This is a genomic window from Myxococcus eversor, from assembly GCF_010894455.1.
In the GTDB taxonomy this organism is placed as follows: Bacteria; Myxococcota; Myxococcia; order Myxococcales; family Myxococcaceae; genus Myxococcus; species Myxococcus eversor.
Genome location: NZ_JAAIXY010000003.1, coordinates 135148 through 149005, shown reverse-complemented (window position 1 = coordinate 149005; position 13858 = coordinate 135148). Strand labels below are relative to the sequence as shown.

At 71.5% G+C, this 13858-nt stretch carries 9 protein-coding genes and 1 riboswitch; of the genes, 7 read left to right on the top strand and 2 right to left on the bottom strand.

The window, feature by feature from the left end; translation table 11 throughout:
• The first annotated feature begins 16 nt into the window (after positions 1-16).
• A riboswitch (cobalamin riboswitch) is annotated at positions 17-230 on the top strand.
• A gap of 148 nt (positions 231-378) precedes the next feature.
• From G4D83_RS07400 to G4D83_RS07370, 7 genes are all read left to right on the top strand, one after another.
• Positions 379-1803: a hypothetical protein gene (locus G4D83_RS07400; RefSeq protein ID WP_240356232.1), complete on the top strand. Its 1425-nt coding sequence runs from the start codon at positions 379-381 to the stop codon at positions 1801-1803.
• A complete protein-coding gene (locus tag G4D83_RS07395; protein ID WP_163863975.1) occupies positions 1800-2525 on the top strand; it encodes a cell surface protein in 726 nt (241 codons plus the stop codon). Before G4D83_RS07400 ends, G4D83_RS07395 begins: the two co-directional genes overlap by 4 nt.
• The gene (locus tag G4D83_RS07390) at positions 2522-3016 is read left to right on the top strand and encodes a QcrA and Rieske domain-containing protein (protein WP_163863974.1); all 495 of its coding nucleotides are present in this window, start codon (positions 2522-2524) and stop codon (positions 3014-3016) included. Before G4D83_RS07395 ends, G4D83_RS07390 begins: the two co-directional genes overlap by 4 nt.
• 161 nt (positions 3017-3177) lie before the next feature.
• Entirely contained in the window at positions 3178-4860 is a 1683-nt protein-coding gene (locus G4D83_RS07385; protein ID WP_163863973.1) for an FHA domain-containing protein, read from the top strand.
• Positions 4861-4943: 83 nt separating this feature from the next.
• Positions 4944-8228 (top strand): serine/threonine-protein kinase, encoded by a 3285-nt coding sequence (locus G4D83_RS07380; protein WP_163863972.1) that lies wholly within the window; start codon positions 4944-4946, stop codon positions 8226-8228.
• A 75-nt stretch (positions 8229-8303) separates the two neighbouring features.
• The gene (locus G4D83_RS07375; RefSeq protein WP_163863971.1) at positions 8304-9995 is read left to right on the top strand and encodes a carbon starvation CstA family protein; all 1692 of its coding nucleotides are present in this window, start codon (positions 8304-8306) and stop codon (positions 9993-9995) included.
• A gap of 19 nt (positions 9996-10014) precedes the next feature.
• Positions 10015-12546 carry a spermidine synthase gene (locus G4D83_RS07370; RefSeq protein ID WP_163863970.1) on the top strand — a complete coding sequence of 844 codons (2532 nt, stop codon included), beginning with the start codon at positions 10015-10017 and terminating at the stop codon, positions 12544-12546.
• 1 nt (position 12547) lies between these two features.
• Here the strand turns inward: G4D83_RS07370 and G4D83_RS07365 are convergent, their stop codons facing one another.
• Both G4D83_RS07365 and G4D83_RS07360 read right to left on the bottom strand, forming a co-directional pair.
• On the bottom strand, positions 12548-13318 hold the full coding sequence (locus G4D83_RS07365) for a YoaK family protein (protein WP_163863969.1): 771 nt from the start codon (positions 13316-13318) through the stop codon (positions 12548-12550).
• Positions 13319-13428: 110 nt separating this feature from the next.
• Positions 13429-13773 (bottom strand): histidine triad nucleotide-binding protein, encoded by a 345-nt coding sequence (locus tag G4D83_RS07360; RefSeq protein ID WP_163863968.1) that lies wholly within the window; start codon positions 13771-13773, stop codon positions 13429-13431.
• Positions 13774-13858: the final 85 nt, after the last annotated feature.

Here is a 13858-nt window from a genome sequence, read left to right as displayed (position 1 = left end):
GCACGCCACCCGCCATATCCCGGCCGGCGTCCTCGGTGCTGGCGTGGAAACACGGTGGCTCTAGGGAACCCGGTGTGAATCCGGGACTGCCCCGCAGCGGTGTGCAGGAACGACCGCCGTCACGAAGCACTGGTCCCTCCGTGGGGCTGGGAAGCGACGGCCATTAGGTGGGTGCCCCTGGGGCATCCGCGCCTGCGAGTCCGAAAACCTGCCAAGGACCCGTGCCCTTCGGGCACGGACATCACCGAGGCCTCCGAGGGGAGGCGGCGGAGGCGTCAGCCTTTTTTCCGTGCACGTGGGTGTGCCCGGGACCGCCTTCGACCGCGTCCTCCTGGAAGCCCACCCGCCCGTGGGGGCGGAGAGGGACCGAGGACGCTGATGAAGACCGTTGACTGGAAGCGCGTAGCCCCCTGGACGAAGTCTGCTTCGCTCGCTGTGACCACCTTCGCGGTGGCCCTGCTCGGCACCGGTTGCAATCCCGAGTGCGTCGACCAATTCGACTGCCGCGCCGACAATGGCCAGCCCCCCGCGGGCCAGCAGTGGGTCTGCGTCGACGAGAAGTGCGAGACGGAGCCGGTGGAGCAGCCTCCGACGCCCGACTCGGGTACTCCGGACGCTGGCCCCGTGGACTCGGGCACGCCGGATGCTGGCCCCGTGGATTCGGGAACGCCGGACTCGGGCCCGGGTCCCGCCGACTCGGGAACGCCGGACGCAGGCCCCGTGGATTCGGGCACTCCGGACTCTGGCCCGGTGGACCCCACGCCGGACGCGGGAACGCCGGACGCCGGCCCTGTCACCTGTGAGAACACGCCGCACGACGCGAAGCTGGGCACGCTCGCGCTCCAGCCGGGCTTCGTCGCCACCGAGACGGCCCCGCTGCCGGATGGCATCTCCGCCCTGGGCTCGTCGCCGGGCCCGACGTACGCGTTCTACGCGGTGCAGGGGGGCGGCAAGGACGCCGCGCTGTACTCGATGGGCACGTGGCCCGACCTCCAGCTCTCCACCACCAGGCTCTATGACGTCGTCACCCCGGAGGACCGCGCTGGCAGCGTCGCCGTCTACGCGGGCGGCTACCTCATCAACGACGGGCAGCGCGTCTTCACCGGCTACACCACGGGCGCTTCCGGGGCTCCGGGCTCCGTCTCGCTCTACGACATCGCCACGCCCGCCTCGTCGTCCTTCCTCTCCGCGCCGAAGAACTACTCCGCGGCGGCCTTCTCGAACGGGAACACGAGCGCGGTGCTCATCAACGGCGGCGGTCTGGGCACCCTGCCCACGGGCCTTGGCATCTACGGCCTGGTGACGTCCGAGAATCCGCTGGGCACGGTGCGCGTGGCCAACTTCCCGGAAGGCACGGTCGGCAGCGGCTTCACGGCCGTGGCGGACAACGGCGTCGCCGCGCTGGGCTACTTCAACGGCGACTTCGTCAACGTCATCTACGGCGTGGCCCCGTCCGTCGTTGCCCAGGCCATCACCAGTGGGACGCCGGTGGAGCTGGCGAGCCAGTCGCCCATCGTCGTGGGCAGCGACTTCGACAGCGCGTCCTCCTTCGGCGCGGGCGTGGTGGTCAACCGCGGCGGGTATGACGAGAACTTCAGCTTCGTGAGCACCGACGTGTCGCGCTTCGCGCTGTCCACCAGCTCCGGTGGCGACACCGTCAACGTGGGCGCGCGCGCCGCCGTGCTCGACTACGTGGACCAGTGCACCACCGTCACGATGCTGGAGCCGCTCGGCTCGGACGTGCTGGTGGGCGTCGCGGACAAGAATGGCCAGCGGCTGGTCCGCCTCCAGGTGGTCCCGTGAGTCGCCGCGCGTCCTGGCTCTACAGGGGCTCGGCGCTCGCCGTGCTCCTGAGCCTCACGGCCTGCGGAGGCGAGGACTCGCCCTCCGGAGACGCGGGGCCGAACGACTCGGGGCAGCCTGGGGACGCGAGCGTCGCCGTGCCGGCGGACCCGTACGCGGACGAAGTCGTGGAGTTCCTTCCGGGCCTCGGCGCGGGCTTCGGGCAGGACCGCTTCCCGTCCGTCGTCCTGGGGCCGCCGGTGGGCTCGGGGTTGGACAGCGGCTCGCTCGATGTCCTCTCGCTGGGCAAGTCGGGCTCCATCACCCTGCGCTTCACGGACATCGCGGTGATGGACGGGCCGGGCGTGGACCTGCTCGTCTTCGAGAACGCCTTCCTCATCGCCGGAGGCCCTCGCGCCTTCACCGAGCGGGCGAAGGTCTCCGTGAGCGACGACGGCGTGCGGTGGTTCGAGTTCCCCTGCGCCCCTTCGGACGCGGCGAACAACTACCCGGGCTGCGCGGGCGTGCGTCCCGTGACGGCCAACCCCGCTGCTGGCATCAGCGCCACGGACCCCGCCGTGGCGGGTGGCGACGGTTTTGATCTGGCCACCGTGGGCCTGCGCCGGGCGCGCTACGTGCGCATCCAGGACTCCGGCACCAACGGCTCCGCCGGCACGTCCGCCGGGTTCGATTTGGACGGCGTCGCCGTGGTGAACGGCGTGTCGCTCACCGCCGCGCCATGACGAAGAAGCTGGACCGCCGCACCGCGCTCCTCACGCTGGCCCAGGGTGGCTGTGCCCTGGCCGCGCTGGGAGTGGGGTGCGGCGGAGAGTGGCGGGAGGCTGTCGTCCTGGACCTCCCGCCCGACGGCGCCGCCTGTCCCGGGGCGCCCCTGCCGGGCACCGCCGAGGAGGGTTGGGTGGAGGTGCGGCTCGCGGACCACCCGGCGCTCCAGGCTCCCGGTGGCCACGCGGAGGTGCGCGTGCCCCAGGCCCTCCTGGACGTGGTGCTCGTGCACACGCGGCCCGGATGTTTCGTGGCGTTGTGGCGCATCTGCACTCACGGTGACTGCGCGGTGGACTGGCTCCCGTCCGAGGGCGTCATGGAGTGCCCCTGCCATGGCTCCCGCTTCGCCCTGGATGGCGCGGTGCTCCAGGGGCCCGCGCAACGGGCGCTGACGACCTTCACCGCGGTGCGCCAGAATGAGAGCGTCTTCATCTACCGGCCCCGCTGAAGTCCTGCCCGGCCGGGCACTTGCGAGTCGTCCCGCGCACTGTCAATCTTGACGCGGCGCATGGCACTCGCGCCCGTGGTCCGGGTCACTCCTGTCCCCCCTCTCGAAGCGGTGTCTCCTTCTCTCATGAGACGGGAGAGTCGTGTAATGTCGGGCATTCGATGTGGCAGATCATCATCAACGGGCCCGGCTACTTCGATACGTCCTACGATTTGCCCGAGGGCGTGACGAGCCTGGGCCGAGCGGACGAGAACGATATCGTCCTCGGTGGCGACCTCGTCTCGCGCCGACACGCGCGCCTGTACGTCGAGGCGGATATCCTCCGCATCGAGGACCTGGGCAGCCGTAACGGCAGTCGTGTGAACGGCGCGCCGCTGCAGGGCTCGCGGCAGCTGTCCACCGGGGACACCGTGGCGCTGGGCGAGAACACGCTCGCGGTCCGCCAGCCCAACACGGTGGAGAACGCGGCCACGGAGATGGTGGACCTGGGCGCGGGCGGCGTCGTGCGCTTCGGCCATGGGCAGGACGTGGGCCCCTCCGTGCTGCTCGCCAAGAGCGTGCGGGACGCGGACGTGCTGCGCCTGTTGGACAACGTGGGGCCCATGCCCTTCGAGGACTTCAGCACCGCGTCCACGCCGATTGCGTCCGCCAGTCCCCGCGTGGGCCAGGAGACGCTGGTGCTGATGTTCCGCACCGCGGAAGCGCTCTCCACCGCCACCACGCTGTCCACCTTCCTGGACACGACGATGGACCGGCTCCTGGAGCGCACGGACGCGACGACGGCGGTGGTGCTGCTCAAGCACCCCACGGGCGCGCTGGTGCCCGCGGCCGTGCGCCACCGGGGCAAGCTGGCCAAGGGCGAGGTGCCCGTGTCGGACGCCATCGTCGAGGAGGCGCTGAAGCAGGGCCGCGCGCTCGCGGTGGGCGACGTGCGCGACGACCGCCGCTTCGCCGCGCGCGAGAGCGTCATCCTCTACGCCGTGGACAGCGTGCTGTGCATCCCCATTGGCGCGGAGCCCCCGTACGCGGGCGTCCTCTACGTCAACACCACCACCAAGGGGGACGGGCTGGAGCCCATGCTGGACGCCTGCTCGGCGGTGGCCCACCTGGTGGCCACGGGCGTGCAGAAGTTCTCCCCCAAGGAGGGCGGCGCCACGCTGGAGCGCGCGCGCCGCACGCTGGAGCGCTTCCACCCGCCGGACATCGCCGAGCGCCGCGCCTCCGAGGCCCTTCGCCAGGGAGGCAGGCTGACGGGCCTGGAGGAGCGCACCCTCACCGTGCTGCACGTGGAGCTGGTGGGCTTTGGCGCCCTGGCCCTTCGCATCGGCGCGGCCAAGGCCACCCAACTGCTCAACGACTTCCACGCGCGCGCCACCGGCATCGTGTTCAGCTTCGAGGCCACGGTGGAGGGCTTCCTGGGCGACTCCATGCGGGCGCTCTTCGGCGTGCCGTACATGAAGGGCGAGGACTCCGTGCGGGCCGTGCGCGCCGCGCTGTCCCTGCGCTCCGACTGGGAGCGGGCCATGAGCCGCCGCCCCCAGGACGAGCGCTGCGAGCTGCGGCTGGCCCTGCACACCACGCGCGCGCTGGTGGGGATGATCGGCAGCGAGGTGCGCTCGGACTACACGGCCGTGGGCGAGGGCATGCCCGTCGCAGGGTGGCTGGCCGCCACGGGCAACCCCGGGCAGGTGCTGATGACGGGGAAGATGCTGGCCTCCGTGGGGGCCCGCTTCGACGTGATGCCCCTGGGAGAGCGGCTGGTCCGCGCACCCCGGGAGAAGGTGGCCGTCTTCGAGGTGCTCGACGAGGACGTCGGCACGCTCACCAACCCGGGCCTGCGGTGAAAACCCCTCGCGGCAGGTTGACGGGTTGATGCAGTGGCCCTGGACGGGGTTCAATGGAGTCCCAATGGTGGACCCCCGCCTCCATGAACGCCCATAACCCTTCCGCCCGGCTGCGTCCGTTCCGGCCTCAGCCCTTTGGCCGGTACACCCTCCTGTCCCATCTGGCGACGGGCGGCATGGGCGAGATCTACCTCGCCCGCCTGGAGGGCGCGCAGGGCTTCGAGAAGCTGTGCGTCATCAAGAAGATCCTCCCGCAGCTCGCGGAGGACACCGACTTCGTCGAGCGCTTCGTGGGCGAGGCGCGCACCCTGGTCCGGCTGAGCCACGGCTCCATCGCCCAGGTGCTGGACATGGGGCTGCACGAGGCCGAGGCCTACATGGCCCTCGAGTACGTGGACGGCAAGGACCTGCGCAAGGTGGCCGCCCGGGTGCGCGACAGGCAGGTGCCGCTGCCGCTCACCTTCATCCTCTATGTCATGGGCCGGGTGCTGGACGCGCTCGCCTATGCGCACCGCAAGAAGGATGACGACGGCGAGGACCTGAAGCTGGTCCATCGGGACATCTCTCCGCAGAACATCCTCATCTCCTACGAAGGGGAGGTGAAGGTCGTCGACTTCGGGCTGGCCAAGAGCCGGCTGTCGGCGGCGAAGACGAACCCCAGCATCATCCTGGGCAAGTTCCTCTACATGTCCCCGGAGCAGGCGCGGCACCAGCCGGTGGACCGCCGCAGTGACTTGTACGCGGTGGGCCTCACGCTCTACGAGCTCATCGCCGGGAAGAATCCCTTCGACGGCATCCACCCCGGCGAGCTGATGTCCGTCGTCGCCAACCCCAAGGTGCCGCCGCTGGACGAGGTGGAGCCGCTCACGCCGCGCTCGGTGACGGCGCTGGTGGCCAAGGCGTTGGAGGTGGACCCCGCGCAGCGCTTCCAGACGGCGGAGGAGTTCCGCGGCCGGCTGCAGACGTGCCTGATGGAGATTGACGCGAACGCGGGCCCGGAGAGCGTCAGCCGCTTCATGCGCGAGCTGTTCACCGCGGACTTCCAGTCCGAGCGGCGCCTCCTGGCCAGCCTCAAGGAGGTGCCGCGCGGTGGCGGTGCCCCGGAGCCTCGCTCGGGCGCCTCGGAGCAGGATGACGGGGGCCCCGCGCCCCGCGCGACGCTGCCGGCGGGGGCGATTCTGCCCGCGAAGACCATCCGGCTGGATGGCCCGGTGGAGGCGCTCTCCTTCCACCCCACGCCGCGCAGCCGTGAGGCCGGGGGGCCGGTGAACGACGGTGAGACGCGTCCGGGCATCCCCATGGACGAGTCCACGCGGCCCGCCTTCCCGCTGGAGGCCCTGGAGGAAGAAGCCCGCGCCCGGGCAAGCCGGCTGAATCCGGACACGTCGCCCTCGGTGGAGGTGGAGCCGGAGGCCTTCAACCGCCCTCCTCCCGCGCCGTCGCCCGCGGTCCCCGCGGTGATTCGCCCTCCCTCGCAGACGCGCGAGGTGCCGCTGGCCACGATGCCGCCAGAGGCCATTCCGCCCGCCCCCTGGACGCCGCCCGCGCCGCCGCCTTCGCGGCCGGACATGCGGCCCACGGAGCTGGAGCTGGTGCCCATGGGCTCCGTGGTCGGCCCCGCCGACGCCGGGCCGTCCCCCTGGCCGGTGGAGCCGACGGAGCCCCGCGCGGAGCCGCTGCGTGGAGCTGGGGGCGAGTTGCTGCGGCCCGGCGCGACGTCCCGGTCTCCGGCGCCCGCCTCGGGTCCCCGTCCCGGTGGGCCTCCGCCTCCAGCGCCCCTGCCGCCGCCCGCCGCGCCGGTGCCGCCCGCGACGATGCCGCAGCGTCAGGCGCTGAGCGCTCCTTCGGGGTCGCTGCCTCCCGGGGCTCCGGCGCGCTCGGGGGCGATGGTGATGCCCGCGGTCTCCGCGGCGAGCGGCCCGTTCTCCTCTCCGCCACCGGGCGCTCCGACGCGCTCGGGGGTGATGATGATGCCGGCCGTCTCCCTGCCCGCGACGCCGGGCACGCCCGCGCGCCCGGCCCCGGGCGGCGCGCCTTCGTCCCGAGGCGCTGAAGCGAGTGGGGCCGACTCCGATGCCGAGGCCTTGGCGGGCTTCGAGTCGGATGGGGCCGAGATGCCGGTGCTCACGCCCGAGCAGATGGGCCACGACGAGCAGGCGGCGCGGGTGGAGGAGATGGACACCAACCCGCGCGCGTCCCGGCCGCCGCGCGCGGAGCGCTCCGACGACACGCAGCCTCGCGGGCCTCGCGACTCGGACACGGACCCTCGGGGGCCGCGCGTGGCGGACATGCGTCCCGCGGCCGTCGCCCATGAGGACACCCAGCCTCGCGTGGTGCTCGACGAGGGCTTCCTTCGCGATGCGGAGGGCGCCGCGCGGGAGCACGAGGAGCGGCAGGGGGGCGCGCGTCCGAAGACGGGCTCGAGCCGTGTTCGGGCGTCCTCTCCCGGCATGCGGCCCGTGCAGGGCGGCCGGCGCACCGGGTCCGCCTCCGTCATCCGTCCCGCGCCAGCCCCGGCGCCCGCACCCGAGCCCGCCGAGGACGAGGAGGAGGACGCGGATGTTCGCGTGTCCATGCCCTCTCACGACGAGACGCGCCGCACGGCGGTACCCGTCCGGCCCAACGCGCAGGCCACCGCGCGCCGCGCCGGAGAGGACACCCGCAGGACCTCCATGCCCCGGCGCTCCAAGGGCAGGTCCGTGGTGATGTGGGTGGTGGTGCTGGGCGGCCTGGGCGCGTTGCTGGCGGGCGCCGCCGCGCTCGTCCTGAAGCCCGAACTACTCAAGCTCCTGGCACAGCAGTTTGGGCTCGCCCAGGTCAACGAGGGCCCTCCGGCCGCGAAGCCCATCGAGCGGACTCCGCCCCCGCCTTCCGACACCGCCATGGCTCGCGCGGAGCCCGCGCCAGACGTGCCTTCATCGGCCGCGCCGGGCGTGGAGGCCGCAGGGGACAGCCCCTCGCCCACACCCGAGAGCGCCCCGGTGCCGCCTCTGACGGCGCAGGCCGAGGACAATCAGGGCGAGGACTCGCTCCTGGCCCCGCTGTCGAACAACAACAGCGCCACGAAGCCCGCCCCTCCGAAGTCGGCCTCTCCGAAGCGCACCCCGGCCTCTCGCGTGCGAATCGTCACGGCCCCTACGAGCAAGGCCCAGGCCGAGCTGAAGAGGGAGTGGAAGGAGACGCTCAATGTGTTCAAGAAGCTGGAGGACATCAGCTCCTGCGACAACCTGGGCCTCCTGTGCTCGCAGCGGGACGACACGCGCGAGTTCGTGGCGGCTTCCGAAGGGGAGCCCGACCCGAAGCTCATTGAAAAGGTGAAGCGGCTGAAGAGGGAGGCGCAGCGGCAACTGGACCGGTTGACGCAGTGAGTCCGCCGCCTTGTTCCCGAGGCATCCAGAAGTCATGGAGTTGACCGGAAGTCCCGAGCAAGAAAGCCTTCAGGGATGAGCCTCCCCCTGATTGCCGGCGTGTTCCTGGTGGTGCTGGCCCTCGGCTATCGTTTCTACGGCGGCTTCATCGCCCGGCAGTTCCGTCTGGACGGCGAGACCGCCACGCCCGCGCACACGAAGAACGACGGCGTGGACTTCGTGCCGACGAAGCCCTTCTATCTGCTGGGCCAGCACTTCAGCGCGATTGCCGCGGCGGGCCCCATCGCCGGTCCCATCCTCGCGGCGCAGCAGTTCGGCTGGCTGCCGGCGCTGTTGTGGATTGCGGTGGGCTCGGTGTTCATCGGCGCGATGCACGACTTCGCCACGCTGGTGGCCAGCGTGCGGCACGGCGCCGTCTCCATCGCGGAAGTGGTGCGCAGCCACCTGGGACCCACGGCGGGGCTGGCGATGCTGGCCTTCATCTGGGTGGCGCTCGTCTACGTCATCGTCGCCTTCACGGATGCGACGGCCGCGACGTTCGTCAGCGGTGACGCGGAGCTGGAGGGCCTCACCTTCCGCTTCAACCTGGGAGGCGCGGTGGCCTTCGCGTCCATTGCCTACCTGGGGCTGGCGATGGTGATGGGATGGGTGGACCGCTACCTGAAGCCGCCCTTGTGGCTGCAGACGCTCATCTTCGTGCCGGCGACGCTGGGCGTGGTGTTCCTGGGCACGCGAATGTCCACGCTGTTGGTGATGGATGCGCGCGGCTGGGCGGCGCTCATCCTCGCGTACTGCTTCGTCGCGTCGCTCACGCCGGTGTGGGTGCTCTTGCAGCCGCGCGGTTACCTGGGCGGCTTCGTGCTCTACGCGGCGCTGGCGGTGGGCGTGGTGGGCATCTTCTACGGCGGGCTGACCGGGGAGCTGTCGATTGAGCAGCCGGCCTTCGCGGGCTTCGACGTGCCGGGGCCGGGAGGCGCGCTGTTCCCCTTCCTCTTCGTCACCATCGCCTGCGGGGCGTGCTCGGGCTTCCACGGGCTGGTGTGCTCGGGCACCACGTCGAAGCAGATAGACAAGGAGCCGCACTGCAAGCCGGTGGGCTACGGAGCGATGTTGCTGGAGGGCTTCGTGGCGGTCATCGCGCTGGCGACGGTGATGATTGCCACCAAGGGCGAGCTGACGGGCAAGGCACCGGGCGCGGTGTACGGCGCGGGCCTGGGACGCTTCCTCGTCACGGTGCTGGGCAAGGAGCACCTCGTCTTCGCCACGACGTTCGGCGCCATGGCCTTCTCCACCTTCGTGTTCGACACGCTGGACGTGTCCACGCGGCTGGGGCGCTACATCCTCCAGGAGCTGACGGGCAAGAAGGGGCGGGTGTCGGCGATGGTGGCCACGGCCGTGACGTGCGGGGTGCCGCTGGCCTTCGTGCTGCTGGCGGGCACGGGGGCATGGCGCTCGTTCTGGACGTTGTTCGGCACGTCGAATCAGCTGCTCGCCTCGCTGTCGCTCCTGGGTGTCTGTGTGTGGCTCAAGAGCACGAACCGGCCGTATGTCTATGCGCTGGTGCCCATGCTGTTCGTGGGGGCCGTGACGCTCACCAGCCTCGTCCTCCTGGTGCGCGAGGCGCTGCTACCGACGAGCTCCGCCGCCTCCCGGGTGAACGGGGTGGTGGCGGTGGTGTTGCTGGCGTTGGCATTGTCTCTCTTCACGATTGGGGCGCGTGCGCTGCGCTCCCGGCGTTCACCCGCGGCCCCCGCGCCCGCTGTCTGATTCCGCCTCAAGGTTCTGCATGCTCCGTTACGCCGTCGCCATCTTCACCAGTGCCTTCCTGTTGTTCGGAGTTCAGCCCCTCGCGGGGCGGTATGCGTTGCCCTGGTATGGCGGCACGCCCGGCGTCTGGACCGCGTGCATGCTGTTCTTCCAGGCGGCGCTGCTGGGCGGGTATGCGTATGCGCACGGGCTCGCGTCGCGACTGACGCCGAGGACGCAGGCGAAGGTGCATCTGGGGGTGGTGGCGGTGGCGGTGGCGGTGCTGGGGGCGAGGGCGCTGTGGGTGGGTTCGCCGGTGGCGCCAGGGCCGGAGTGGCGTCCAGTGGGCACGGAGCTGGCGGTGCCCCGGCTCCTGGCGATGCTGACGGCCACCATCGGCCTGCCGTTCTTCGTGCTGAGCACGACGGGGCCGCTCTTGCAGTCCTGGTTCGCCCGAGCCAGGCCCGGCCGCTCACCGTATGCGCTGTATGCCCTGTCCAACGTGGGCTCGCTGCTGGCGCTCCTGGGCTACCCCTTCCTGGTGGAGCCGTGGGTGGGGCGGGCCTCTCAGGCGTGGGGCTGGGGCGTGGGCTTCGTCCTCTTCGCGGTGGCCTGCGCGGTGTGCGCGGTGGACGTGCTGCGACACGAGCGGGGGACGGCGGGCTCGACAGGGGCGGAGGGAGCTGGCGTCAACGTCGTGAGCGCGTCGTCGGGCGTGGGTGTCACGGGCGAGCTGCCGGTGAGCGCCGAGGTGCTGGGGACGGGCGCAATCGGTGCCTGGCCCGCGGTGGCGACGGGCGGTGTCTCGGGCCCGCACGGTGCCGCCGCGCAGGAGGGTGAGGGCGCTTCGCGGAGGGCCGAGGCCAGCGCCCGTGCGAGCACGGAGAACGGGCTCGCCGTGGCCTCCTCCCCGACGTCACTGGAGCCCGCGTCATCGGCAAGGACGGACCCGGATGCGGTGCGTGAAGCGGCCTTCGAGGCGATGCGGCGAGAAGCGCGAGGCGCGCCCGCCCCCATCGACTCCGAGGCCCGGCCTGGAGTGGCGCGCACGCTGGCGTGGCTCGGGCTGGCCACGTGCGCGTCGGTGCTGCTGCTCGCGACGACGAACCAGCTCTCGCAGGACGTGGCCGCGGGCCCCTTCCTTTGGGTGCTGCCGCTGGCCGTCTACCTGCTCACCTTCATCATCGCCTTCTCGCGCGAGTCCTTCTATTCGCGCACCATCTACGGGGTGCTGCTCATCGGCTCGGGAGCGGCGGTGGCGCACGCGCACGCGGCGGGGGCCCACTTTCCGCTCCCCCTCCAGCTCCTCGCCTACGCCTTGTCGCTCTTCGCCGGCTGCATGGTGTGTCACGGCGAGCTGTACCGGCTGCGTCCGGCGCCGAGTCACCTGAGTGCCTTCTACCTGTGGGTGTCCGCTGGTGGCGTGCTGGGCGCGCTGTTCGTCAGCGGCGTGGCCACCGTCTTCTTCCGCGCGTACTGGGAGTACCCGCTGTCCCTGGGAGGCTGCTGCGCGGTGGCGCTCGCGGGCATGGTGCGCGGGCCGGCGGCCGAGACGTGGAGTCAGCGGGGCCGACGGGTGCTGCGCGGCGCGATGCTCGTCATGGTGACGGTGAACCTGTTCCTCTCGGTGAACCGGGAGCTGGACAAGGCGCTGTTCAGCGAGCGGAACTTCTTCGGCGTGGTGCGGGTGACGGAGCAGGGCGAGGGGGACCCCGAGAAGCACTTCTACAGTCAGCGCCACGGCGCCATCACCCACGGCATGCAGTACGTCAAGCCGGAGTACCGCTCGCGGCCCACGACGTACTACACGCGAGAGGCCGGGCTGGGGCTCGCCATCGCGGAGCAGCGTCGGCTGCGCGCGGCGGTGGGCCTGCCTCCGGGCCTGCGCATGGGCGTGCTGGGGTTGGGCGTGGGGACGAGCGCGGCGCTGCTGGAGAAGAGCGACCTGGGGCGCTTCTATGAAATCAACCCGGCGGTCATCTCCCTGGCGCGAGGCGAGGGCGGCTTCTTCAGCTACCTGAGCGACTCGCCCGCGACGATTGAGGTGGTGGAGGGGGACGCGCGCATCTCCCTGGAGCGCGAGCTGGAGCGGGGCGAGCCCGGCGGGTTCGACGTGCTGGCGTTGGATGTCTTCTCCTCGGACTCCGTCCCCGTGCACCTGCTCACCGAGGAGGCCGTGGCCCTGTACAAGCGGCACCTGGCCCCGCACGGCGTGCTGGCGTTGCACATCAGCAACGTGCACCTGGACCTGGTGCCGGTGACGCTGTCGCACGCGCGCCGTCTGGGCATGCACGCGGCCTTCGTCTTCCACGACACGCAAGGGGACGCGCTGCGCAGCAACTGGATGCTGCTCAGTCCGGACCGTGAGTTCTCCTGGGGCCCGACGTTCACCCGCGCCACGGCGCGCGTGCGGCGCCTGGGGTTGCGTGAAGAGCAGGACTTCGCCTGGACGGATGACCGCAGCAGCGTGCTGCGGGTGCTGCGGGACATCGAACCCGATGTGAATGTCGTGGATGTGGAGGCGTCCTCGGGCCCGCCGAAGGTGCCCCTGGCCCGGCCCGCCGGGCGGTGACTCAGGCGCGCGAGGCCGAGTCCGGCTGGCGTCGCGCCGCCGGGCTCAGGTCCAGGCCGATGAGCAGGAGCAGCACCGCGCACGGCAACCCCAGCGCCGCGGCCCCGTGGCGGACATAGAGCAGCGGCCCGCTGATGCACCCCAGGAGGAACGCGGCGCCCAGTCCCAGGTGCAGGCGCGTGCGCTCGAACTCGATGGCCGAGGGCAGGGCGCGCAGCCCGCGCCACACGCCGGCGACGCCCTGGCCGCGAGCCCCGTCTCGTACCCAGGCGAACATCCGCACCAACTGGATGCCGATGTCCGTGAGGATTCCGGTGACGTGTGTCGTGCGCACCACCGCGCCGGACACCCGGGTGACGAGCGCGTTCTGCAGCCCCATGGCGAAGGACAGGCCCCACATCAGCACGGGCGCGCGCGTCCCCGGCGAGGACGTGAGCGCCGTGCCGATGCCGGCCAGCGTCACCACCTCCACCATCAGCGCGGCGACGTGCCGGCCTCGCGAGCGGTGACGGGACGCATCCAGCAAGGCCGCCGCGCACACCGCGCCCAGCACGAAGGACAGGAGCAACTGCGCGGCGAGCACCGCGAGACGCGCTTCGCCGGTGGCAAGCGACTCGCCCAGCGCCGCCATGTTCCCGGACATGTGAGAGGTGTGCATGCCGAGCGCCACGAAGCCCGTCGCATTCACCGCGCCGGCGACCGCCGCGAGCAGGAGCGAGAGCACCGTATAGGCGCGGCGGTTGCTGGGAGAGGATTCCGTGGTGAAGGGCATGCGCGGCGCACCCCTGCGCTGTCAGGGAACGCTAGCACCCGCTCACCCGGCTCGCGTCCACTCCCGGCCAGAGCGCTCCGGCAGCCCGGGGCGCGGCGCGAGACGCCCGCTCAGCCTGGCGGCCAGAGGAGCGGCCGACCGGCCAGCAGGTGCAGATGGATGTGGAACACCGTCTGCCCGGCGTCGCGGTGGGTGTTCATCACCACCCGGTACCCGTTGCTGTCGTGGCTCCGCTCCTTGGCCAGCTTCGCCGCGGCCACGAAGAGGTGGCCCACCGCCGCCTCGTCCTCGGTGGAGATGTCGTTCACCGTGGCGATGTGCTTGCGGGGGATGAACAGGACGTGCGTGGGCGCCTGGGGATTGATGTCCTCGAAGGCCAGGCAGGAGTCGTCCTTGTAGACGACCTTGGCTGGAATGAGGCCGTCTCGAATCTTGCAGAAGAGGCAGTCGGACATGGGTCGGGGCTTAGCAACGCGCGAGGCGCGGGGAAATGGCCTCGGCGCTCATTGTTGAGGTCCCAAGCGATTCCCCAGGAGGGCG

Coding starts and splice junctions, on each gene's coding strand:
- G4D83_RS07375 (WP_163863971.1), top strand. CDS start 8,304: ATGAGCCTCCCCCTGATTGCCGGCGTGTTCCTGGTGGTGCTGGCCCTC.
- G4D83_RS07385 (WP_163863973.1), top strand. CDS start 3,178: ATGTGGCAGATCATCATCAACGGGCCCGGCTACTTCGATACGTCCTAC.
- G4D83_RS07390 (WP_163863974.1), top strand. CDS start 2,522: ATGACGAAGAAGCTGGACCGCCGCACCGCGCTCCTCACGCTGGCCCAG.
- G4D83_RS07365 (WP_163863969.1), bottom strand. CDS start 13,318: ATGCCCTTCACCACGGAATCCTCTCCCAGCAACCGCCGCGCCTATACG.
- G4D83_RS07400 (WP_240356232.1), top strand. CDS start 379: ATGAAGACCGTTGACTGGAAGCGCGTAGCCCCCTGGACGAAGTCTGCT.
- G4D83_RS07380 (WP_163863972.1), top strand. CDS start 4,944: ATGAACGCCCATAACCCTTCCGCCCGGCTGCGTCCGTTCCGGCCTCAG.
- G4D83_RS07370 (WP_163863970.1), top strand. CDS start 10,015: ATGCTCCGTTACGCCGTCGCCATCTTCACCAGTGCCTTCCTGTTGTTC.
- G4D83_RS07360 (WP_163863968.1), bottom strand. CDS start 13,773: ATGTCCGACTGCCTCTTCTGCAAGATTCGAGACGGCCTCATTCCAGCC.